A 22,986-nucleotide genomic window follows, 5' to 3' on the forward strand; every position below is an offset into this window, starting at 1 on the left:
GACCCCATCCGCGGTCAGATCCCGACAGGAGCAGGCCATGCCCCCGCACACCGCCCTCGGCACCGCCACCGTCCGCGCGGAGGGCCCCGACAAGCTCAGCGGCGCCGCACGCTACGCCGCCGACCACACCCCGCCCGGCTGCGCCTACGCCGTCCCCGTCCCCGCCACCGTCCCGCACGGCCGCGTCACCGCCGTGGACACCGTCGCGGCCCTGCGCCTGCCCGGCGTCCTCGCTGTCCTCACCCCGCACGACGCACTCCGCCTGGGCCCCTCCGACGACGCCACGCTCCAGATCCTCCAGGACACCGCCGTCCCGCACCGCGGCTGGTGCGTTGCCCTCGCGATCGCCGACACCCCGGAGGCAGCACAAGCCGCCGCCCAAGCCGTACGCGTCGACTACGCCGCCGAGCCGCACGACGTACTCCTGCGCGAGGACCACCCCGACGCCCGCACCCCCGAGGAGGCGGGCGGCTTCCCCGCCCACCGCGAACGCGGCGACCCCGACGCGGCCCTCGCCGCCGCCCCCGTACGGATCGAACGCATCTACACCGTGCCGCCGCTGCACAACCACCCGATGGAGCCACACGCGGCCACGGCCCTCTGGGACGCCGCGACCGGCCGGCTGACCGTGTACGACTCCAGCCAGGGGGCCGGCACCGTCCGCACCGCGCTCGCCTCTCTCTTCGACCTGCCGGCGGAGCACGTCACCGTCGTCTCCGAACACGTCGGCGGCGGCTTCGGCTGCAAGGGCACCCCCCGCCCGCACGTGGTCCTGGCGGTCATGGCCGCCCGGCACACCGGACGCCCCGTCAAGCTCGTCCTGCCGCGCCGCCAGCTGGCGGCGACGGTCGGGCACCGCGCTCCCACCCTGCAGCGGATCGGCCTGGGCGCGCGCCGCGACGGCACCCTCACCGCCTACACGCACACGGTCACCACCCACACCTCCCGCGTGGGGGAGTTCGTCGAACCGGCCGCCGTCCCGGGCCGCGTCATGTACGCCGTCCCCGACAGCCGCACCACCCACCGCGTCGTCGCCCTCGACGTCCCCACCCCCTCCTGGATGCGGGCCCCCGGGGAGACACCCGGCATGTACGCCCTGGAGTCGGCCATGGACGAACTGGCCGACGAGCTCGGCATGGACCCGATCGAGCTGCGGATCCGCAACGAGCCCGCGGTAGAGCCGGACAGCGGGCGCCCGTTCAGCAGCCGCCACCTCGTCGAGTGCCTGCGCGAGGGGGCGGACCGGTTCGGCTGGGCCGCCCTGCGCACCCCGCGGCGGGACGGGCCGCTGCTGTGCGGGGTGGGGGTGGCCGCCGCCACCTACCCGGTGTGGGTCGCCGCCTCCTCGGCCAGGGCCCACGCCCGGCCCGACGGCAGCTACCTCGTCGAGATCGACGCCACCGACCTCGGGACCGGTGCCCGCACCGTCCTGACCCAGGTGGCCGCCGACGCCCTGGGCGTCCCGCTCGCGTCCGTGACGGCCGCCATCGGCAGCAGTGACCTGCCGGCCGCGCTGCTGGCCGGCGGCTCCGCCGGCACGGCCTCCTGGGGCTGGGCGGTCCACGACGCCTGCACCGCGCTGGCCGCCGCCCTGGCCCGGCACCGGGGGCCGCTGCCGCCCGAGGGGCTGTCGGCGTCCGCCGACACCACCGAGCAGGCGAAGCAGAAGCCGCCGTACGCGCGCCACGCCTTCGGCGCGCACTTCGCCGAGGTCCGGGTCGACACCGTCACCGGGGAGGTGCGCGTGCGCCGCATGCTCGGCGTGTACGCGGCCGGCCGCATCCTGAACCCTACGACCGCCCGCTCCCAGTTCGTCGGCGGCATGATCATGGGCCTGGGCATGGCCCTGACCGAGCACAGCACCGTCGACCCCGTCCACGGCGACTTCGTCGAGTGCGACCTCGCGTCATACCACGTGCCCGTGCACGCCGACGTGCCCGACATCGAGGCGCACTGGATCGACGAGGACGACCCCCACCTGAACCCGACGGGCGGCAAGGGCATCGGCGAGATCGGCATCGTCGGGGTGGCCGCCGCGATCGGCAACGCGGTCAGCCACGCCACGGGGCGCAGGCTGCGCGAACTGCCCCTCACGCCGGACCGGATCCTGGCCGCCCTCGGCTGACGGGCACCGCCCCGCGCCGGGGCACCGCCCCGGGCACCGCCCTGGGCCCCGCGCCGGGCCCGCGCCGGGCACCGCCCCGGGCACCGGCCCCGTCCCGTGCCCGGGCACCGCCCCCGTGTCCGGTCAGTACAGGCCCGGCCGGGCCAGGTCCTCCTCCGAGTCCGCCCCGAGCGCGGTGGTGAGGGTGAAGAGCGCCCCGTCGGGGTCGCGGAGCGTCACCCACCGCTCCGCGGCGTTCGAGGTGATGTCCGAGACCATGCGCCCGCCCAGCATGACGGCCGCCTCGATCGCGGGCCGGAGCCTGGGCACCCGGAAGTGGACGTGCCAGCGTGGCCGGGTGTGCGGGGAGTAGGCGGCGAGTTCGACGGGACCGCTGTTCAGGCGGGCCACCGGCTCGCCGTTCTGCCGCAGCACGACCTGGTCCTCCTCGTACGAGACCGTGCAGCAGCCCGGCCGGTCGGTGGCCCACTCCAGGACCGCGCCGTAGAACATCGCCGCGTCGAGGGCGTTGCGGGTACGCAGTTCCAGCCAGGCCGGCAGCGGGCCCTTGCCGGCCCGCCAGTCCGCGGCCACGTCGCCCTCCCAGATGCCGAAGACCGCCCCGTCGGGGTCGGCGACGAGCGCCGCGCGACCCCAGGACTCGAAGGAGACCGGCCCGACCGCGATGGTGCCCGTCCGCTCCCGGATGCGGTCCACCGCCACGTCGGCGTCGTCCACGGCGAAGTACGGGGTCCACGCCGCGGCGACCCCCAGATCCGCGGCCAGCGCGCCGATGCCCGCCACCGGTACCCGGTCGAGGAAGGCCACCGAGAACGCCTCGCCGAGGCGGGCCGGGCGGAACCGCCAGCCGGCCACGGCACGGTAGAACCGCTGGGCCGTCTCGAGGTCGCGCGTCATCAGGCTCACCCAGCACGGCGCCCCGAAGACCTCCCGTGTCGAAATCTCCACCGCACGCTCCGTCCCTGAGGCACCCGTCGTTCCATTCTGGTCCTTATCGTGACAATCCTCGTGATCCACACGAGCCGCACCCGCCGAGGCGCACACAAAGTGGGCCGAGAATCACGTTCCGTGTCGATCTCGTCCCGTCGTGGACGGCCAAGGGCTGTCCCGTCATCCCCGGCGGGCGCACGGCGACAGCTACGGCACCTCACCGCGTTGTCGGAACGCCCGAATACGACCGGTATGAGGACGCTCCTCCGCCTTGTGATGCACCGCATCTGACGCCGCGCGCTGATCCACCGGGGATGACGGGACAGCCCTTAGCCTCGGTCCCGGACATCCCGGACACCACCGCGCAGCGTCGGAAGGCAGGTCTCCCATGGCCGGATCCCAGGTTCCCGTGATCGATCTCGAGCCGTGGCGCTCCGGTGGACCGCGCGAACGGGCCCGTACGGCGGCCCGCGTCGACGAGGCCCTGCGCGCGGCCGGATTCCTGCTCGTGACCGGCCACGGCGTGGATCCCGCGCTGCCGGCCCGGATCCGGGAGACGGCCCGCGACTTCTTCCGGCTGCCGGCCGCCCTGAAGGAGCCGTACGCGGTCACCGTCGGCGGCCGGGGCTGGCTGGGCCCGGGGGCGGAGGCCAACAGCTACGCCGAGGGCGCGGCCTCGCCGCCCGACCTCAAGGAGTCCTGGTCCTTCGCGGCCGACGAGCCGACCGGGGACCCGTCCGTGGACGCCGAGTGGTTCAGGCCCAACACCTGGCCGGCCGAGGTGCCGGAGCTGCGGCCGCCGGTGACGGAGTACCTGGCCCGGATGCGGGCCCTCTCCGACGAACTGCTGGAACTCCTCGCCTCCGCCCTCGGACTCGACGACGACCACTTCACGCGCCACACCGGACATCCCACCTGGGGGTTCAACCTCAACTGGTACCCGGGCACCGAGACCGTCGGCACACCCCTGCCGGGCCAGTTCCGCATCGGCGCCCACACCGACTTCGGCACGGTCACCGTCCTCGACCGCCAGCTCGGCTCGGGCGGCCTCCAGATCCACACCGACGCCGACGGCTGGCAGGACGCGCCCTACGACCCGGCTGCGCTCACCGTCAACATCGGCGACCTGATGGCCCGCTGGACCGGCGACCGCTGGCGGGCCGGCCGCCACCGGGTGCTGCCCCCGCCCGCCGACACCCCCGCCGAGGAACTGATCTCGCTCGTCTACTTCTACGAGTGCGACGCGCACACCCGGGTGGAATCCCTCCCCGCCCCCATCGGCCGTCTGGTGCACGACCCCGTCGACTCCCACACGTACCTGCGGGAGAAGCTCCGGGCCATCACCGTCCCCGCGGGTATTCATACTTCGGAGTGATGCAGGGCGCCGAGCCCTCCCCGGGGGGTACGGCCGGATCCACCGGCAAGGTGACGCCCCGCCGGGCCGCGGTGCATAGCGTCGTCTCCATGAACCGACGCCGAACCGCCGCAGCCGCCGCCTTACTCGCCCTGCTCATGCCGCTCCCGCTCGCCGCCGCCGGCACCGCCGTCGCGGCGGACGCCCCGACCGCGTCCGAACGCAGCCGCACAGCGGTCGAACTCCCGCGCCCCACCGGCCGGTTCGCGGTCGGCCGCGAGGACCTGCACCTGGTGGACCGCAGCCGCACCGACCCCTGGGCCGGCTCCGGACCGCGCGAACTGATGGTCACCATGCGCTACCCGGCGCGGCGCGACACCGGCAGTACGGCCCGCTACCTCACCGGCGAGGAGGCCCGGCTCCTGCTCGTCGACAAGGGACTGGACCAGGCCATTGCCGTCGAGACCCTGACCGGTACCGCGAGCGCCGCCCGGACCGGCGCCCGCCCCGTCGCCGGCCGGTACCCGCTGATCGTGCTCTCGCCCGGCTTCACCGTCCACCGTGCCACCCTCACCGCGCTCGCCGAAGACCTGGCCTCCCGCGGCTACGTCGTCGCCGCGGTCGACCACGCGTACGAGAGCGTCGGGACCGCCTTCCCCGGTGGCCGCGTCCTCACCTGCCTGGCCTGCGACAAGGCCAAGGAGACCGGCATGCAGGCGGTCAGCGGCAACCGCGCCCGCGACGTGTCCTTCCTCCTGGACCGCCTCACCGGGCCCCGCCCCGTCTGGCGCCACGCCGGCCTCATCGACCGCGGCCGCATCGCGATGGCGGGCCACTCCATCGGCGGCGCCTCGGCGATCGCCGCGATGGCCACCGACCCGAGGATCCGCGCCGGGGTGAACATGGACGGCGGCAACGCCACGCCCGTACCCGCCACCGGACTCGGCGGCCGCCCCTTCCTGCTCCTCGGCGCCCAGGGCCGGGGCCCCGGCGGCAACGCGAGCTGGGACCGCGACTGGCCGAGCCTCGACGGCTGGAAGCGCTGGATCACCTTCGACGGCTCGGGTCACTTCACCTTCAGCGACTTCCCGTCGATCGGCCGGCAACTCGGCCTCGACGACCCCGAGGCCCCGCTGCCCGGCGACCGCTCCGTCGAACTGACCCGCCGCTACGTCGGCGCCTTCCTCGACCGGCACCTGCGCGGCGAGTCCCGGCCCGTGCTGGACGGTCCGTCCGCCGACGCACCGGAGGCCCGCTTCCACACCCCGTAGGCGAAGCCGTTCGCCCGGGCCGCCCCGGCCGGCCGCCGTTCGCACCGGCCTTTCACACCACCGTGACCGGGTGCCGCACCACCGCGTCGAAGAGGTAGCCCTGCGTGTGGGGGGCCGCCGTGTCCGGCTGGGTGTGTCCCGCACCGTCGCTCGCCCGGGCCCCAGCAGCGCGGTCGCACCCGTCGTCCGCGGGGTCCACGGCACCGACCGGCGCACCCAGCCGCCCCGCGCCCGTGGCCACCCCCAGGGATCCGGCCGCGGCCCCCACCGCGAACAGCTTCATCAGGTCGCGGCGGTCCACCCCGGCGGAGCGGGCGCGGCCGCGGGCCCACTGCCGCAGGCGCGTGCGGTCGAGGTGGTTCTCGTCCGGCAGATCGAGCGGCATGGCAGGGGCACTCCTCGGTCGGGGTTCCCCACGGACCGCAGGGGTCCGGGGCGAACCGCGGGAAGCTTCCCCGGCGGACGGCCACGCACCCGCAACACCGCCGCAACGGCCGATTACCGCTGGTCCGGCGAATTTCGGCAGGATGTGGGGCATGACCGAGATCCGTACCCCCCGACTCCTCCTCCGCCTCTGGACCGACGACGACCTCGTCCCCCTCTCGGAGATCAACGCCGACCCGGAGGTGATGCGCTGGATCGGCGACGGCTCCACCCTCGGCCTCGACGAGACGGCCGAGGAGATCGAGCGCTGGGAGGAGGAGTGGGACGAGGAGGGCTTCGGGCTCTTCGCCGTCGAACTCCTCGGCTCCGGAGAACTCATCGGGGCCGTCGGCCTCTCGGTCCTCGAGGACCTGCCGGACGCCCGGGCCGACGTCCAGATCAGCTGGCGCCTCGGCCGCCAGTACTGGGGCCAGGGCTACGCCTCCGAAGCCGCCCACGCCACCTTGGAGTTCGCCCTCCAGGACCGCGGCCTGGACCGCGTCGTCGCCGTCAACCGGCTCGGTGACACCGCCTCCGAGAACGTGATCCGCAAGCTGGACATGGCGCGCGAACGCGAGACCACCGACCCCCGGTACGGCCATGCCGTACACGTCCACGGCATCGACCTCACGGAGTACGAGGCCTGACCGGACCACGGCCGTCCCGCATCGGCCGATCGGACGACCCGCAGGTCGTCCGGACCGCCCGCCCGCCCGGACCGCCCGCCCGGTCCGTCCACCGGGCGGACCGGCCACGGGCCGCGGCCCGGCGGGCACAAACCGCCGACACCCACCAGCACGGGGTCGCGCTCACGGCCGACGGCCGGCTCCTGGTGGTCGGGACCGGGGCCGTACGGCCGGGAGACGGGAGGGGCCCGTCGCTGACCGTTCGCGCCCCGGACGGCACCGAGCGGGTCCACCTCCTGGAGGGCCCGCACGAGGGCGTCGTCGTCTCCCGCGACGGCCGGACCGCGTACGTCACGGGCGGCTACACCCGCGACGGCCACTGGAACGGCATCACGGCCGTCGACCTGGATCCGCCCGCCGCCTGCCCGCGGGTGTCCGGCCGCTGGGCATCGCCGTGCTCTGAGCGTTCTCAGGCGTTCCGGCCGCGACGCCGGAACCAGCGCCGCGGAGCGGGCGGTTCGGCGGGCGCCGCAGCCTCCGGTACGAAGGGCGGCAGGGACGTGAAACCGTCGTGCAGCACCACGGTGGGCGTGATCCGCGCGAGTGCCGCACGCACCTGCGTCAGCGGATGGTCGGGGAACTGCGCGTCCCACTCCTCGCCGTCGGCGACGTGGTGGGGGAGTCCGCCCGTGACGTCCGGGCCGTAGGGATGCGGAGTGAAGTACCGGTCCGGTCCGACCCGGTCGAGGACGACGGCCTCGCGCAGGCGGGTCATCGCGCCCTCGCCCGCCTGGACCTTCACCACCGTGCTGCAGCCGGCCCTCGGTACGGTCCAGGAGCCGATGAAGACCTGCCCGTGCCCGTCCGGGCGGCGGACCTTCACCAGCTGCCGGACGGCCGGCAGGGAACCCACCTCGCCGCACCCGGCCTCGATCAGGCCCGCGCCCGCCGCGGCGACGGACCGGGCCAGCGCGTGCCGCAGCTCCTCGGGCCGGTCGAGCGGCGCCGGCAGGTCCGGTACGAGGTCGAAGAAGTGGACCGACAGGACGAGACCCCGCTCGTCGGTCCACACACCCGGTTCCCGCTCGGTGAAGCCGGTGAGGTCCATGCCGGTGATCGCAGTCATGGCCGACATCATCGCGCTTGCGTCGGGTGCGGCCTCAGGCGGGTCCGGGCCCCGGTCCCGGCCCCTGTCCGGGTTCCGGTCCGGGGGCGGGGGCCTCGGCCGCGCCGCCGGCCCGGATCGCGGCGAGGGCCGCCGCGTGCAGGGCTGCCGGGGCGCCGTGGTGGGGCCGGGGGCTGCCGGTGAGCGTGTACCACTCGTCGGCGTCCTTGTACTGGACGTCGAAGCGGACCAGCCCGCCTGCGGTCGCGGTGGTGCGCAGGGTGAGCGGGCCGGTGATGACGCCGACCTCGTCGGTCATGGCGCCGCCCGGACCGGCGAGCACCTCGTCCTGCCACTGGTCCGCGCCGGTCATGAGACGCAGGTGTCCAGCATCGTCGTGAGCATCTTCTTCTCCGGTTCGGTGACGGTCAGCTCGTACGCGGATTTGACGGTGGTCCAGGCCCGCCCGTACTGGCACCAGCTCGAACGGTCCGGCGGCTGCCACAGGTCGGGGCTCTGGTCGCCCTTCGACCGGTTGGAGGACGCGGTGACCGCCAGCAGCTGGGGGTGGGTCAGGTCGTTGGCGAAGGCCTTGCGCCGGGCGGCGTCCCAGCCGGCCGCGCCGGAGCGCCAGCCTTCGGCGAGCGGCACGATGTGGTCGATGTCCATCTTCGCCGCGTCGGTGACGACCACCCCGTCGTACAGGCTCTTCCAGGTACCGGACACGGCCCGGCACTCGCCGTCCTGGGTCACGTCGGTGCCGTCCCGCCGCAGGACCGTCTCGCGGGTGTCGCACTTGCTGCCCTGCTCCGCCCAGTGCGTGAACCTCGCCCGGCTGTAGCCGGCCATCGTGCCCACCGGAGCCACCTTCAGCGCGGCCAACTGCGTGCGGGCCACCGCCGTGGTGACCAGGCCGGGCAGCACGTCCCCGGCGGCGGGCGCCCCGGCCGGCGGTGCCGCCTGCGAGAGCGAGGGCTGCGGTTTCGCGTCCCCGCCGCCCGGCGGGCGCGGCCCTCCCTGTCCCTCCGGACCGGAGCACCCGGCCCCGGCCCCGGCCGCCAGCAGCAGCGCCGCCAGCAGCACACCCCGTACGCGTATCTGACGTCCCATAACCCCACCCGAGCCGGTACCGCTCCGCCACTGTCCGGGAAAGACTACCCAGAATCGGACATTCAGCCTACGGAGGCCCCTCCGGCGGGCGTTGTCAGTGGCTCTCGCTAGTCTCCCGGCATACCGCAGCTCAGGGGGGTTCGCTCCCCCCTGTCAGGGCTGCGCGGAAACACGTACGGGACAGGCGGAGGGGCACAGTCTGATGGCATGGCTGGCGGCGGGCGAGGGGTACGAGATCGCCCTGGTGGAGGGGCGGGTGGCGGCGAGGTCCGTCACCGGCCGGGCAGCGGGACGGCAGTTGAAGACGCTGCCCAAGGCACTGAAGGACCATCCCGAGGTGGACCGGCTGCGCCGGCTCGCCGAATGGCTCGACCGGCACGCGGCTGCCTGCGTCGCCCAGGTCGACGGCTGGATGGTGTCCTCGCTGCCCGTGCCGACCGAACTGCTCGCCCGGGTCTGGCCCGACGAGGCCTGGCAGAACGCCCTGCGCGACCTGGCCGTCGTCGGCGACGACCCCGACGAGGTCGGCTTCCTGCGGGACGCCACCGCCGACGGCGAGCTGAAGGTGGTCAACCTCGACGGCGAGACCGTACGGCTCTCCCCGCGCACGGTGACCCTGCCCCACCCCGTCCTGCTGCCCGACCTGGACGACGTACGGGAGTTCGCGGCCGAGCTGGGCATCGTGCAGCAGGTCGAGCAGATCCACCGCGCCACCTGGATCAAGCCCGACGAGGTCTCCGCCACCGCCACCGAGGTCCGCGACTACGCGGGCGGGGTCTTCCCCACCCGCTTCAGCCTCGCCGCCCGCGCGACCGCTCTCGGCTACCGGGTCTCCGGCGGCTACGCCACCTGCAAGGTCCGCGACGCGGGAACCGGCTCCGGCACCGAGGCCGCGGTGTGGATCGGCGAGCCCTACTACGACGCCGAGACCACCACCGGCGCCCTGAGCTGGCACGACGAGGACGGCCGGGCGGTACGGCTGGCGAAGGTCGGCCCGGTGGCCTGGTCCGAAGGAATGCGAATGGCCGCGGCACTCTACGCCGGGCGCAAGATCGAGGAGGGCGGGGACGCATGAGCAAGAACCTGAGAGACACCGGGACCACCGAGACCGAACTGCTGCTGCAGGCCGGCGCCGTCCTCCCGAACGGCACCACCGGCGCCGGAGCCGACGCCGTCGACCTGACCGCCCGCAGCTACCGGCACCCGGGCCTGGACGAGGAACGCGTCGTCGTCCGGCTCGCCGCCGCCGAACTCGGCGCGGCCGAGGACCTCGCCGCCGGCTTCCTGGGCCTCGTACGCGACGAGGGCGAGCCGCCCGTCGTCGGCCTGAGCCGACGCCAGGCACTCGGCTTCCCCGAATGGGTCCTGGTGCACCACCCCGAGGACGGCCACCACGCCCTCGCCGTCGTCCCCGAACTCGACCGGATCGCCCGCCAGGCCAAGACCAAGCCCAAGGCCGCGCTCGACGCCTGCCTCGAACTGGCCGACCGCCTCGCCGCCTCCGTGCCGCACTTCCTGCCCCTATTCCACGAGCAGGCCGCACGCATCTTCCTCGCCGTCGAGAACACCACCTACGCCGCCCAGCTGTTCGGCCGCGCCCGCACCGCCGAGGCCCAGCACGGCCTCCCCGTCGACGAGGACCGCCTCGACTCCGTCTTCCTCGAATTCGCACTGGCCGGCGCCCTGCCGGTCAAGGTCCTCGCCGGCTACGGCAAGGCACTGGCCGTCCGCGTCAGCCCCGCCGAGGCCTACGAGCGCTTCCGCCGGCTGTGCGTACGGCGCACCGCGGGCGGCCTGCCGCCCTCCGCGCAGGCCGCCGTCGAACTGCGCCGCCTCGCCCGCGCCGCGGGCCTGACCGGCACCGAACCCGAGCAGGACTACCTCGCCGAACTGCTGCCCCTGCCCGCCACCCTGCGTGCCGCGCTCGGCTGGTGGAAGGCCCACCGCGGCGCGCTCGTCGCGCTCGCCCGCCGCGTGCCCGCCGTACGCGGCACGCTCCTCGGACTGACCCCGCCCGGCGGCGACGGCGACCTCACCGACCTGTGGCTGGAGGTCCTGGAGGAGTCCGGCGCCACCGCCGGACTGGCCGACGGGAGCCTGCCCGAGGAAGAGCGCTGCGCCGACGGCACCGCCGGGTGGCTCGAACGCTTCCACAGCGCCCGCCACTCCGGCTGGGGCCGGCGCCCCACCCTGCCCGTCCTCCTCGACGTCGTCGAGCGCTGCGCCCCGCAACTGCGCACCGAACTCGCCCGGCCCGAGCGGGAGACCGGGCTGAAGGTGGGCGTCCAGGACGCCGACCTCCTCGACCTGCTGCTCACCCTCGACGTCCCGGTCGTCACGCCCGAGGAACACGAGACGCGCCACCGCCACGACACGCTGAACCTGTCCGACTGGTCCGGCCGCGCCGAGCGCCGTGACCTGGCCGCGGTCGCCGCGGACCCCCGCTTCAAGCCCGCCTTCCGCCGGGCGCTGAACGGCATCGGCAACGGCGGGGCCGACATCGTCCGCAACGTCGCCGCCTCGCCCGGCGCCCGCCCGCTGCTGACCGAGTGGATGGCCGAGGTCGCCCGCGCCTCCGTCGCAGCCGGCCTGCCCGGCGTCCCCGACGCCATCGAGCGGCTGACCTGGCTGCCCGTCGAAGCCCTCGCGCTCGCCCCCGAGGACGTCGCCGCCGCGGCCGCCGCCGACCTCGGGGAGACCCTCGCCCGCACCCTGCGCGGCGGCCTCTTCGAGGAACTGGCCTGGCCCGCCTGGGAGAAGGCAGTCGCCGAACTGACCCCCGGCAAGGACCGGAACGGCCTCACCGTCGTCGAGGCCTGGCCGTACCTGATCGTCGCCAACACCGCAGAGGTCCGCGTCATCGACGCCGACTCGACCGTCCTCACGCACGACCTGCGCGTGCCGGCCGGCTCCCACCGCCGCATGGGATTCCACTACGTCGACGGAGAACTGCTCGTCTTCTGGTCCGACTGGAGCGCGGGCCGCGTCGAGGGCTACTGGCACTCCTCGCCCGGCACCGTCCTCACCCTGGACACCGACCGCAACTACTGGTCCCTGCGCAGCGACAACATCTCCCTCCAGCTCCCCGGCGGCGGCCGCACCACCGGCGGCGGCGTCCTGCACAGCGGCGACACCCGGCTGCCCGACGAGCGGCCGCTGCTGTCCGACGGCACCTCCTACTGGGTGTGGCGCCAGCGCGACCAGGACAACGACAGCGGCTGGCTGGAGTACGACCCGGCGAGCGGGGCCCACGGACGTTCCTCCATGCCCGCGTTCTTCACCGACGCCCTCAAGGAGTACGGCGGGAAGCCCTCCTCCGGGTACGCGAGCCGGCTGCTGCCCACGCCCACCGTCGCAGGCTCCGTTCTCGGCGCACCCGTCGACGGCCTCCTCGGCTGGCACGCGGTACGCCTCCCCGACAACGGCTGGGTCGCCACCGACACCGGCGGACGCACCGTCACCGTCCCCGAGGGCGGGGACAAGCCGGTGGCGGCCCTCGCCTTCCCGGGCGACGACCGCCCGCGCGCCCTCTCGCACAGCTGGCGCGAACTGACCCTCACCGACCCCGACGGCGTCGTCACCACGCAGACCCGCAACGACCGCCACGACACCCCCTTCAGCACCGGCAGCGTCGACCTCCCGCCGCTCTCCCACTGGTACGCACTGCGCCCCCGCGACCCGCAGGGCTCGGCCGCGCTGCGCACGGCCGACCGCGAGACCGTCGGGGCGCTCCTGAAGGCCGCCGCAGCCGTGGCCAGGGCCGCAGACCTGCCGGGCGTCGTGAGCGCGGCTTTTCCCCAGGTCACCGACCCGCAGCTGATCGGCGGTATCGTCGAGGTCCTGCGGTTCGCCCTCGTCCAGCAGAAGGCACTGGACAGGATCTCGGCCCGCCTCGACGCCGACACCGCACCCGTCGAGCAGCGCGAGCTCGGCCCCACCGACCAGCTGCTGGGCGCCGCCCTGAGCGGCCTCGTCGACTACAACCACTACCGCCACAGCGGCGACAGCGACGGGACGCACCGCACCCTCAGCCTGCTCGGCGCCGCCCGCACCGCGACCGACGCCGCCGGCGTCCCCGGGCTGCTCCACTTCGACACCCCCGCCCTGCCGTACTACACCTTCATCTGGACCCCGCTGCTCGACCAGCCCGCGGCCGCCGCCTACCGGGCCGTCGCCGCGACCACCGGCGACGTCCAGCGGGCGGCCCTCCTCACCGTGCTCGGCGAGGTGGACACCCTGGGGATGGCCTCGGCGCAGGGCTCGGCCGGCAGCTGGCGCCAGGTCGTGGTCCACCTCGCACACGCCCACCTGACCGGCCCCGAAGGCCTCGACCGCAACCGCTACCACCGCAGCCTGCTGCCGCTGGGCGGCGGAGCCGTCCTCGCCGTGACCGACCAGGGCGACTCCCTGCCCGACGGCCAGGAGTTCAGTGGCCTCCTGCACGACCCCACCGGCCGGTTCACCGTCCCCGGCCCCTACACGGTGCGCCGCACCACACCCCTCGGCGACCCCGACCGCGACCCGGGCTGGCTGACCGCCTTCCTGGGCGCTGCCGCCGAGCGCGGCCCGGCGCCCTTCCGCCCGGAGGCCGCGGAGGAGTTCTCCCGGCTCACCGGGGTCTCCGGCGCCCTCGCCCGCCTGCTGATCGCGGGACTCCCGCACCTCGACAGCTACGAGCGCAACTTCCTGCCCGCGCAGGTGCGGACCGCCCTCGGCGTCAAGGCCACCGACGCCGCCTACGCCCGCGACGAGCTCAAGAGCCTCACCTCGGAGGTCCGGCGCGCCGTGGTCGCGGCCCTGCTGCCCGCCGACCCGGCACGCCTGTGGAGCGAGGGACCGGACGTGGCGGCCGCCGCGGAGGTGTGGAACCGGCGCGTCGGCCGGCGTACGCCCGTACCCGACTGGCTGGCCACGGAGGCCGCGCGCGCCGTCCGCGGCGGATGGCCCGCGCACCGGGTGCTGGCCGCACTGCTCGACCCGGCCGCCTCCAGCGAGCTCTCGGTCGACGTGCCGTGGACGGTCAAGGGCGACCACGTGGAGCCCGCCGCACCCGCCACCGGCCCCTTCACCGCACAGGTCCTGACCTCGACCCTGGCCATGAGCGCCTGGCTCGCCCACCGGCTGCCGGCCGGCGACCCCGTACGAGCGGCCCTGCCGCCCGCGCTCACCGCCGTACGGCAGCGGCTCGCCGCGCCCGAACTGCTCCTGGAGATCGCCCACTACACCAGCCTCCCGAACTTCCGGAAGGTGGCCGGCACCCCCACCGAGACCGGCGAGGGCTACGAGCGCTACGGCGCGGTCGTCATGGCCACGCACGACGAGCAGCCCAGGCCCGCGGTGCGCACGGCGCTCCTGGACTCCACCGGCTCCGACCCCTACCTGCCGGCGCTGCGCGGCGACGACCAGCAGCCCCTCGTGGCCGAGAAGGCCCTGCGGACCGCCCACGACCCGCGGTTCGCCGCGCTGCTCGCCGACCCGGGCGCCCCCGCGGCCGGCGAGACCGACGCGGCCGGCATGTGGTGGCCGCAGGACCCGAGCCGTTCGGTCCCCGACCTGGTGGAGGAGGTCCGCGCCGAGCACGGGCTGGGCGCCGACGCGGCCGCCCTGTACCTGGCCCTGCTGGCCATGCCCGACCCCACCGACCGCAACACCGCCCGGTGGACGGGCTGGAAGCCGGCCCGGCTCAAGGCCGCCCGCGCCGAACTGGCCGCCACCGACCTGGTGGTGTCGGCCGACCGCAGCCGGGCGGGGCGCTCGCTCTTCCTGCCCGGCGGGTGGGCCGACATGCCCTCCCCGGCGCTGCCGGTCGAGCAGTGGAAGCTGCCGATGTACGGCCTCACCCCCGGCAGCCGGCCGCTGCTCGGCGTCCTGGCACCGGCCGAACCGGCCGCCGACCTCTACCGCCGGGCCTGGCAGCGGGTCCGCGAGGGCGACGTCCCGCGCTTCCAGGAGCTCAAGGTGAAGCGCACCCGCGCCCGCCGCCGCTGACCCGGCCGACCGGCACCCCGACGCGGGGGCGGCGCGGCCCACCTGACACGGTGGGCCGCGCCGCCCCCGCCCACCACCACTTCGTACACGCACAGAGGAACCAGATGACCGCCACCGCACCATCCGCACCCGCCGCCCGGCAGGTGCTGCCCGCCGAGGAACGGTACGCCGACGAACTCGCCTTCCTCGCCGCCCACGACACCGGCCCCCGGCCGCCCGGCTGGGCGCTGACCCCGCAGGCCGTCGTCACCTTCGTCTGCGGCAGCGACGGAACCGAACTGGCCCTGCCCAAGCGCCGCGCCGGCCTTCCGGCGAAGCTGGCCATCGCCCCCAAGTTCGTCGGCGAACGCGCCCTGGTCGAGCGCTGCGTCGTCACCCTCGCCGGCGAGCGCGGCCTGCTCCTGACGGGCGAGCCGGGCACCGCCAAGTCGATGCTCTCCGAACTCCTCGCCGCCGCCGTCTGCGGCACCAGCTCCCTCACCGTGCAGGGCACCGCCGGCACCACCGAGGACGCCTTCCGCTACGGCTGGAACTACGCGCTCCTGCTCGCGCAGGGCCCCACCCCGCAGGCCCTGGTCGACTCCCCGGTGCTCTCCGCCATGCGCACCGGCCGGGTGGTCCGCGTGGAGGAGATCACCCGCTGCCTGCCCGAAGTGCAGGACGCGCTGGTGTCGATCCTCTCGGACCGGCGGGTCAGCGTGCCCGAACTGACCGCCACCGAGGACGCGGTGGTCTCCGCGGCCCCCGGCTTCACCGTCATCGCCACCGCGAACCTGCGCGACCGGGGCGTCTCCGAGATGTCCGCCGCCCTCAAGCGGCGCTTCAACTTCGAGACCGTCGCCCCGATCGCCGACGCGGACGCGGAGGCCACGCTGATCCGCCGGCAGGCCGTCGCCGCCGTCCAGCGGGCCGGCGCCGCCTTCGGCGTGGACGACGCCGTGCTCGACGCGCTCGTCACCGTCTTCCGCGACCTGCGCTCGGGCCGCTCCGCCGAGGGCTGGGACGTCGAACGCCCCGGCACGGTCATGTCCACCGCCGAAGCGGTGCAGGTGGCGGCCTCGCTGGGCGTCGCCGCCGCGTACCTGCCGGACGGGGACGTGCTGGACCTGCTGCCGGGGCACCTGCTGGGCGTCGTACGCAAGGACGACCCGGCCGACCACGGGAGGCTGCTGGGGTACTGGGACGGCCCGGTCCGGCGCCGCGCCGAGGACGGTTCGGCGATGTGGCGCCGCCTCTGGGACCTGCGCGGGAGCCTGCGTTGACGCACACCGACCCGCGGGCCGCGGTCGACGCGCTCGCCGCGGCCCGCGAGCCCTACCTGATCGGGGTACGGCACCACAGCCCCGCCCTGGCCGCGGTGGTGCCGGCCCTGCTGGACGCCTCCGGCGCGGACGTGGTCTGCGTCGAGCTCCCGGCGGACTTCCAGCCGTGGCTGGAGCACCTGGCCGACCCGGAGACCGTCGCCCCGGTCGCCCTCGCGGGCACCGGCGAGGACGGCCGCCTGGCGTTCTACCCGTTCGCGGACTTCTCCCCGGAGCTGGCGGCCATCCGCTGGGCCCGCCGGTCGGGCGCGGCCGTCCTGTGCTGCGACCTCCCGCTGTCCGACCCCGGCTGGACCCCCCGGCTCCCCGTCCCGCACCCGTCCCCGCCGACGGACCGGCCGACGGCCCTCCCCGGTGCCTCGCCCCGGCCGACGGACGCCACCTCGAGCTCCGCCACCGGAAGGGCGTCGGCTGAGGCCGCGGGAAGCACCTCGGCTCGGGCCGCGGCCGGAGTGCCGTACGCCGCCACGGACTCCGACCCGGCGCGGGGCAGCGGCCCCGCCGGGGTTGCGCTCACGGCTGTGGACCCCGGCACCGGCAGTGCCTCGGCGCGGTCCGACACCGCCGTGCAGCACGCCGCGGCCTCCCGCACGGTTCCGGCTCCGACCACGGGTACCGACACTGCGCCGGAGGCGGCCGACGGCCCGCAGCGCGCGGGCAGCTTCGCCGAGGGGCTCACCGCCGCCGGTACGGGCCGGGACGGTGACGACCTGTGGGACCGCGCCGTCGAGGTCCTCGCACCCGGCTGCTCGCCGGAGGCCGTACGCCGTGCCGCGCTCGGCGTCGGCTGGGCACTGCGCGAGGACGGGCCCGTCCCGGACCGGGACCTCGCCCGCGAGTCGCACATGCGTGCCGTCATCGCCGGCGCCGCCACCGGCGGCCACCGCGTGGCCGCCGTCATCGGCTCCTTCCACGCCCCCGCCCTCCTCACGCCGCCGCGCGACGCCGACGGTTCGGTCCTGCCGGGGCCCGTCGTCACGGCCCTCCCCGATCGGGGCGCCGCCGCGGATGCCGTTCCCGTCCAGGCGCCGGCCGGTGACGGGGCCCGCGGCGAGAGGCCGGGCGGCGACCGCGTCCCCGTGCAGAGCGCGGACGAGCGCCCGGGACCGGCCCGGGGCCCGGCCGGTCCGGGCGCACCCGGTGCCGGCAAGGCGAGCGACGCCGGGGCGGAAACCGCCGACGGCTCCGCCGCGGGTCGCCTCCGGGGCAAGGCCGCCGACTCCGGGCCGGCCCCGGCCGCGGAGCAGGGGCGGCTTCCCCGCACCACCGACACCGCGGCCGGACAGGGCTCGGCCGCAGACGCCGCAGGCTGTGCCGTACCCGGTCCCGCGGTCCCGGCCGGGCCGAAGGCCGACGCGGTGGCAGCCGTGCCGGGCCCGGCCGAGGCCGCCGCTGCCGGGCCGGCCCCGGCGACGCCGCCGGCCCGGCGCACCGGCAAGGGCGCCGGCCCCGGGACGGTCCCGCCCGGGGACAGGGCCGTCACCTCCTTCGTGCCGTACTCCTTCGACCTGCTCGACTCCCGCTCCGGCTACCCCGCCGGCATCCGCGACCCGCTCTGGCAGCAGGCCGTCCTCGAAGCCGGCGGCGACCCCGAGCGGCTCCGGGAGGCCGCCTCCGTCGCCGTCACCGGGCTCTGCCGGGAACTGCGCCGGGCCGGACACACCGCCGGCACCGGCGAGGCCGCCGAGACCCTCCGCCTCGCCTGCGACCTCGCCGCCCTGCGCGAACTGCCCGCGCCCGGCCGCGGCGAGCTCCTGGAAGCCGTCACCACCGTCCTCGGCCAGGGCGAACCCCTCGGCCGGGGCCGGGCCCTGGCCCAGGCCCTCGAAGCGGTGCTCGTCGGCACCGCCCGCGGCCGGATCACCCCGCACGCCCCGCGCTCCGGCCTCGGCCCCTCCGTCGAGGCCGAACTCGCCGAGCTCCGCCTGCCGTGCCCGGAGGACCCCGCGCCGCGCGAGGTCCGCCTCGACCCGCTCCGCTCCGCCCTCGACGGCCGCCGCGAGGTCCTCCTCCAGCGCCTCCTGGTCTGCGGGGCCTCCTACGGCGAGCCCCTCACCGTCGCCGCCACCGGCGACGGCACCGCCCTCGGCACCAAGTGGCGGCTGTCCTGGACGCCTTCCGTCCCGGCCCGGCTCGACCTCACGGGCGTACGCGGCGTCACCGCCGCCCAGGCGGCGGCCGGTACGCTCAGCGAGACCGCCCGGCGGGCCGCCGCCGAGGGCGGCCCCACCCCGGCGCAGATCCTCGCCGGGCTGGCCGCCGCCGCGCGCTGCGACCTGCCCGAACTGGTCGACGTACGCCTCCATGAGGCGGCCACCGACCTGCCGCGGACCGCGACCCTGCCCGAACTCCTCGACGCCCTCGACCTCCTGGAGGCCCTGCACCGCGGTCACCTCCCCGGTACCTCCGCCGCGTCCCGCGCCGCCTGCGCCGCGCTCACCGGCGAGCTCCTCGAAGCCGCCGTACGCTCCCTGCCCGGCCTCGCCGGCAGCGACGACCCGGCCGGCGCCGCCGCCCTCGTGGCCCTCGCCGACCGCGCCGCCGCCCACCACCTGGGCCTGCGCACGGACGACGCGCTCGCCGCCCTGGCCGCCTCCGCGTCCCCGCTGATGCAGGGCGCGGCCCTGGCCGTCCGGGTCCTCCTCGACCTCGACCCGGCCGAGGCGCTCGGCGACCGCGCCGCCGGATGGATTGACGGCGCCGGCACCCCCGACAGCCGACGCGCCCTGACCCGCCGGCTCGCCGGACTCCTCACCGCCGCCGGCCCCCTGCTGCAGTCGTCCCCGGCCGCCCTCACCCCGCTCCTCGACCGCGTCGAGCACCTCGCCGACCAGGACTTCCTCGACCGTCTCCCCGCCCTGCGCGGCGGTTTCGACGCCCTCGCCCCGGCCGCCCGCGACCGGCTGCTGGACACCGTTACCGAACGCCTCGGCGACCGCATCGACCTCGCCCTCGACGCCCCGCCCGCCCTGCTCGCCCTCTGGGCCGCCGCCGACGCCGCCGGGCTCGCCGCGCTCAAGGCCCTCCCGCTGCCCCGGCAGCCGGAACCGGCCGCGGAACCGGCGGCGGAACCGGCGGCGGAACCGGCCGCGGCGGCCCCCGACGCACCGCCCGCGCGGACGGCCGAGTCCGAGGAGCGCCGGCTCGCCCCGGCCGACCGCTGGCGGCTGCTGCTCGGCCGCGAACGCGACCGGCTCCCGGCCGGTGCCCGCCGCTACGCCCACGCCCTCGACGAGCTGTACGGCACGGGGCAGGGCGAAGGGGCCGGCGACCTCGGCACCGGTCAGGGACCGGGCCGCGGCGGCGGCCGGGAGGCCTCCTTCCCGACCGCCCGCGAATGGTCGCAGGAGCTCGAGGCGCTGTTCGGCGCCGACGTACGGGAAGAGGTGCTGGCCGGTGCGGCCGAAGCCGGCCGTACCGACGTGCTCGCCCAGCTCGACCCGGAGGCCGTGCGGCCCTCCGTGGAACTGCTCAGCTCCGTACTGTCCCTCGCCGGCGGACTGCCCGAGGCACAACTCGCCCGGCTGCGCCCCCTGGTGCGGCGGCTGGTCGACGAACTCGCCAAGGAGCTCGCCACCCGGCTGCGCCCGGCGCTGTCCGGACTCAGCACCCCGCGTCCCACCCGGCGCCCGGGCGGCCGGCTCGACCTCGCCCGGACCCTGCGGGCCAACCTCGCGCACACCCGCCGGCGGCCCGACGGCACGGTGGTCGTGGTACCGGAGCGGCCTGTCTTCAGCACCCGGGCGAGCCGCGAGGCCGACTGGCGGCTCGTCCTGGTCGTCGACGTGTCCGGCTCGATGGAGGCCTCCGTCATCTGGTCGGCCCTGACCGCGGCAGTCCTGGGCGGTGTCCCCACCCTGTCCACGCACTTCCTCGCGTTCTCCACCCAGGTCGTGGACCTCACCGACCGCGTCGACGACCCGCTCTCGCTGCTGCTGGAGGTGCGCGTGGGCGGCGGTACGCACATCGCCGCCGGTCTCGCCCACGCCCGCTCCCTGATCACCGTCCCCAGCCGCACCCTCGTCGTCGTGGTCAGCGACTTCGAGGAGGGCGGCCCGGTCGCCGGACTGCTCGGCGAGGTCCGTGCACTGGCCGCCTCCGGCGCCCATCTGCTGGGCTGCGCAGCGCTCGACGACACGGGGAACCCCCGGTACTCGGTCCCGGTCGCGCGGCAACTCGTCGCGGCCGGCATGCCCGTGGCCGCCCTCAGTCCACTCGCCCTCGCCCGCTGGGTGGGCGACCGCCTCCGTGGGGAGTCCTGTTGAGCACCGAACTGCCGCCCGTCGCACCCGAGGTGCTCGCCGAGGCGGTCGAGAACCTCACCGCACGGCTGCGCAAGAAGCTGGACGACGCCACCGCCGGCTGCGCGGACGGCGCCGTCCACGAGGCCGACGGAAGCGTCACCTTCCGGTTCGGCGAGGACGCCGTCGTCACCCTGCGGCCCGGCCCCGCGGGGACGGTCACCGAGGCCGGACAGGCCACCTGCACCTGCCTGCTGGCACCCCGCTGCCTGCACCGGGCCGCGGCCCTGGGCGCGGCCCCGCTCGCGGACGCGGCCCCGCCGGAGCCGGAGCCGGCCCCGGAGCCGAGCGCGGCCGTGCCGACGCAAGCCGGAGCCGAGGCCCAGGCAGGAGCCGGACCCGGAACCGCCGTATCCGGCGACCCCGCCGACCCCGCAAAGCCCGTTCCGGCGCTCAACCCTGCCCAGCTCGGCGCCGCGGCCGCGCTCTGGCACGCTGCGGCCGAGGCCCTCGCGGCCGGTGTCACCGCCGGGGGAGCCGTCGTGCAGGCCGAACTGCTGCGTGCCGCGCACACCGCCCGCCTGGCCGGACTGCCCCGCGGGGAAGCGGCCGCCCTGCGGGTCGTACGCGGGCTGCGCGCCGCCCGTGAACGCCGCACCGCACACCGACTGGGCGACCTCACCGGATCCTTCCGCGAACTCCTGCACACCGCCGGAGTGCTGGCCTCCGGCGCCGCCGACCCGGCCCTGACCGGCACCTCCCGGCGTGCCTACACGGCCGGCGGCAGCCTCCAGGTGCACGGCCTGTGCCGTGAGCCCGTGCTCTCCGCCACCGGCTACGGCGGGGTCGTCACCCATCTGCTGGCCCCCGACGGCTCGCGCTACTCGATCTCGGACGTCCGGCCGGGAGGCCTGGCCCGCGCCCGCGGGGCCGGACGGGCCTCCGTCGCCCTCGGCGGCGCCACCCTCGACCACGCCGGGCTCGCCCGGGGCGGCCTGCGCATCGTCGGCGCGACGGTCTCCGCGGAGGGCCGGCTCGGCGCCGGACGCGGGGTCAAGGCGACCCCGCTGCCCGGAGCCGCGTGGGCCGACGGGCCCGCGGCCCCGCTGTTCGCGCGGCCCGCGGCCGAGGCCGTCGCCGCGCTGCTGGCGGGCACCGCCGACGCGGCCGACGCCGAAACCGCCCTGATCGGCTGCGACGTCGTGGTCGTCGGCGCGGCCGGCGATCACCTCCTCGTCCACGAGGCACGCCCGGACGCACCTCTGCTGCGGCTGCTGCCCGCGCACCCGCACCCGGAGCTGCCGCACACCGAGAACCTGCGGCGCATCGCCTCGTACCCCGGACTGCACCTGCGCGTCCTGGGCCGTCCCGATCTCGACCGCGCCGCCACGCTGCGCCCGGTGGCCGTCGGCCCGGTGGCGGGCGAGCCGTACACGCTGCGGCTGCCCGAAGAGTGGCTGGGCCGGGCCGACCTCGGCTACGACCGGCTCCAGGGCTCGCACTTCCCGCCGCCCGACGCCGCTCCCGAGCCCGCCGCCGGGGCCGGGCCCGGACCGGTGGCCGAGGCCCCCGACCCGCTCGCCGACTCCCCGCTGTGGCGGGTGCGCCGCCTCCTGGAGACCGGTGTCGCAGGCGGCCGCCGCGCGGTCGCCGAAGCGGCCCGCGGTACGGCGCCGCAGACCGCGTACGGCCCACTGCGCAGGGCCGGGCTCACCGCGGCGGCCGACCTGGCCGCCGCCCTGGCGGCCGAGGCCGACCGCCGCCCGCGGGACGCCTTCGGCCGGCTCGCCGACCCGTCGCCCGACGGCTACGCCTGGGCCTGGCTGGCCGCGGCCACCCACCTGGCGGCGGCGGAGCGTTCCCTGGTCGCCGCCTCGTGGACGGCGGCTACACCGAGCTGAGCCACTCCCGCAGCGCGGTGAAGTCCCCGACGGTCAGGCCCCGGCCCGGGTCGACGCGGTGCAACAGGGCCGGGCCCGGGTGGCGTTCGGCCACCCAGGCCCGGTCGGCGCCGGTGATCTCGTCGTCGATCCACACGAAGGGCCGTCCCGCCGCGTGGCCGAGAAGGGCCGGGGTCTTCCAGTGGACGCCGCCCCGTCCGTCCCCGCCGGATGGCTCCGGCCAGTCCACCACGGGCAGTTCCGGCAGCCCCAGCCGAGGCGCGACGCACTCGTTGGCCTCCGCCATCCAGGTCGTCGCCCACCACAGCTCGCACGGCAGCCCTGCCAGCAGCGGCCCGAGCGCGGGGTCCACGCGGGCGAGCAGGGGGTGGGGACCGTCACCGGGCGGGTACGGGCCCGCTCCGAAGGGGATGAGCGGGCCGTCGACATCGAGGTAGAGGAGCGGAAGGGCCGTGGAGCTGGTCATGACCTCACGGTAGCCCTGCCCGGAGGGAGGCAGGGGCAGGTGTACTGACGTCACAGCGGTGGCGGACGACGTGGGCGCGACAGAAGCCGCCAAAGCCGGGGACCGGTCGGGGGAGCGGCGAAAG

General features: G+C 76.2%; 14 protein-coding genes and 2 pseudogenes. 10 read left to right on the forward strand and 6 right to left on the reverse strand.

Annotation, left to right across the window (positions count from 1 at the left end; genetic code table 11):
- Positions 1-37: 37 nt before the first annotated feature.
- Positions 38-2,125, forward strand: a complete 2,088-nt coding sequence (locus AAT21_RS29500) for a xanthine dehydrogenase family protein molybdopterin-binding subunit (RefSeq protein WP_046780025.1) — start codon at positions 38-40, stop codon at positions 2,123-2,125.
- 123 nt (positions 2,126-2,248) lie between these two features.
- Here the strand turns inward: AAT21_RS29500 and AAT21_RS29505 are convergent, their stop codons facing one another.
- Positions 2,249-3,022: a VOC family protein gene (locus AAT21_RS29505; protein WP_046780215.1), complete on the reverse strand. Its 774-nt coding sequence runs from the start codon at positions 3,020-3,022 to the stop codon at positions 2,249-2,251.
- A 421-nt stretch (positions 3,023-3,443) separates the two neighbouring features.
- On the opposite strand from AAT21_RS29505, the gene AAT21_RS29510 reads away from it, so the two are divergent.
- Positions 3,444-4,430, forward strand: a complete 987-nt coding sequence (locus tag AAT21_RS29510) for an isopenicillin N synthase family dioxygenase (protein ID WP_046780026.1) — start codon at positions 3,444-3,446, stop codon at positions 4,428-4,430.
- Positions 4,431-4,519: 89 nt separating this feature from the next.
- Positions 4,520-5,680: an alpha/beta hydrolase family protein gene (locus AAT21_RS29515; protein ID WP_046780216.1), complete on the forward strand. Its 1,161-nt coding sequence runs from the start codon at positions 4,520-4,522 to the stop codon at positions 5,678-5,680.
- A 52-nt stretch (positions 5,681-5,732) separates the two neighbouring features.
- On the opposite strand, the pseudogene AAT21_RS37145 reads toward AAT21_RS29515, so the two are convergent.
- Positions 5,733-5,920 (reverse strand): annotated as a pseudogene (locus AAT21_RS37145) (sulfite oxidase); the annotation flags it as partial.
- 296 nt (positions 5,921-6,216) lie between these two features.
- Here AAT21_RS37145 and AAT21_RS29525 point away from each other — a divergent pair.
- Both AAT21_RS29525 and AAT21_RS39430 read left to right on the forward strand, forming a co-directional pair.
- A complete protein-coding gene (locus AAT21_RS29525) occupies positions 6,217-6,750 on the forward strand; it encodes a GNAT family N-acetyltransferase (protein ID WP_046780028.1) in 534 nt (177 codons plus the stop codon).
- 131 nt (positions 6,751-6,881) lie between these two features.
- Positions 6,882-7,192: pseudogene (locus AAT21_RS39430) on the forward strand (hypothetical protein); the annotation flags it as partial.
- Positions 7,193-7,198: 6 nt separating this feature from the next.
- Here AAT21_RS39430 and AAT21_RS29530 read toward each other — a convergent pair.
- The 3 genes from AAT21_RS29530 to AAT21_RS29540 are packed head-to-tail and all read right to left on the reverse strand — an operon-like array spanning position 7,199 to position 8,944.
- Positions 7,199-7,855, reverse strand: coding sequence for a hypothetical protein (locus AAT21_RS29530; protein WP_046780029.1), 657 nt, complete (start codon positions 7,853-7,855; stop codon positions 7,199-7,201).
- Between the two features lie 34 nt (positions 7,856-7,889).
- The gene (locus AAT21_RS29535; protein WP_046780030.1) at positions 7,890-8,207 is read right to left on the reverse strand and encodes a hypothetical protein; all 318 of its coding nucleotides are present in this window, start codon (positions 8,205-8,207) and stop codon (positions 7,890-7,892) included.
- Positions 8,204-8,944: an HNH endonuclease family protein gene (locus AAT21_RS29540; RefSeq protein WP_046780031.1), complete on the reverse strand. Its 741-nt coding sequence runs from the start codon at positions 8,942-8,944 to the stop codon at positions 8,204-8,206. Before AAT21_RS29540 ends, AAT21_RS29535 begins: the two co-directional genes overlap by 4 nt.
- 202 nt (positions 8,945-9,146) lie before the next feature.
- Here AAT21_RS29540 and AAT21_RS29545 point away from each other — a divergent pair, with 202 nt between their 5' ends.
- The 5 genes from AAT21_RS29545 to AAT21_RS29565 all read left to right on the forward strand — a co-directional run bounded on the left by AAT21_RS29545 (position 9,147) and on the right by AAT21_RS29565 (position 22,396).
- Entirely contained in the window at positions 9,147-10,019 is an 873-nt protein-coding gene (locus AAT21_RS29545) for a DUF4132 domain-containing protein (protein ID WP_046780032.1), read from the forward strand.
- The gene (locus AAT21_RS29550; protein ID WP_046780033.1) at positions 10,016-14,932 is read left to right on the forward strand and encodes a hypothetical protein; all 4,917 of its coding nucleotides are present in this window, start codon (positions 10,016-10,018) and stop codon (positions 14,930-14,932) included. The genes AAT21_RS29545 and AAT21_RS29550 overlap by 4 nt, the downstream gene beginning before the upstream one ends.
- Before the next feature lie 104 nt (positions 14,933-15,036).
- Positions 15,037-16,194 (forward strand): ATP-binding protein, encoded by a 1,158-nt coding sequence (locus tag AAT21_RS29555; RefSeq protein ID WP_046780034.1) that lies wholly within the window; start codon positions 15,037-15,039, stop codon positions 16,192-16,194.
- Positions 16,191-20,519: a DUF5682 family protein gene (locus tag AAT21_RS39435; protein ID WP_235439268.1), complete on the forward strand. Its 4,329-nt coding sequence runs from the start codon at positions 16,191-16,193 to the stop codon at positions 20,517-20,519. Before AAT21_RS29555 ends, AAT21_RS39435 begins: the two co-directional genes overlap by 4 nt.
- Positions 20,516-22,396, forward strand: coding sequence for an SWIM zinc finger family protein (locus AAT21_RS29565; protein ID WP_046780036.1), 1,881 nt, complete (start codon positions 20,516-20,518; stop codon positions 22,394-22,396). Before AAT21_RS39435 ends, AAT21_RS29565 begins: the two co-directional genes overlap by 4 nt.
- Here the strand turns inward: AAT21_RS29565 and AAT21_RS29570 are convergent.
- Positions 22,383-22,862 carry an HAD domain-containing protein gene (locus AAT21_RS29570; RefSeq protein WP_046780037.1) on the reverse strand — a complete coding sequence of 160 codons (480 nt, stop codon included), beginning with the start codon at positions 22,860-22,862 and terminating at the stop codon, positions 22,383-22,385. The genes AAT21_RS29565 and AAT21_RS29570 overlap by 14 nt on opposite strands.
- Between the last annotated feature and the right edge of the window lie 124 nt (positions 22,863-22,986).

Source organism: Streptomyces yangpuensis, assembly GCF_001005295.1.
GTDB lineage: Bacteria > Actinomycetota > Actinomycetes > Streptomycetales > Streptomycetaceae > Streptomyces > Streptomyces yangpuensis.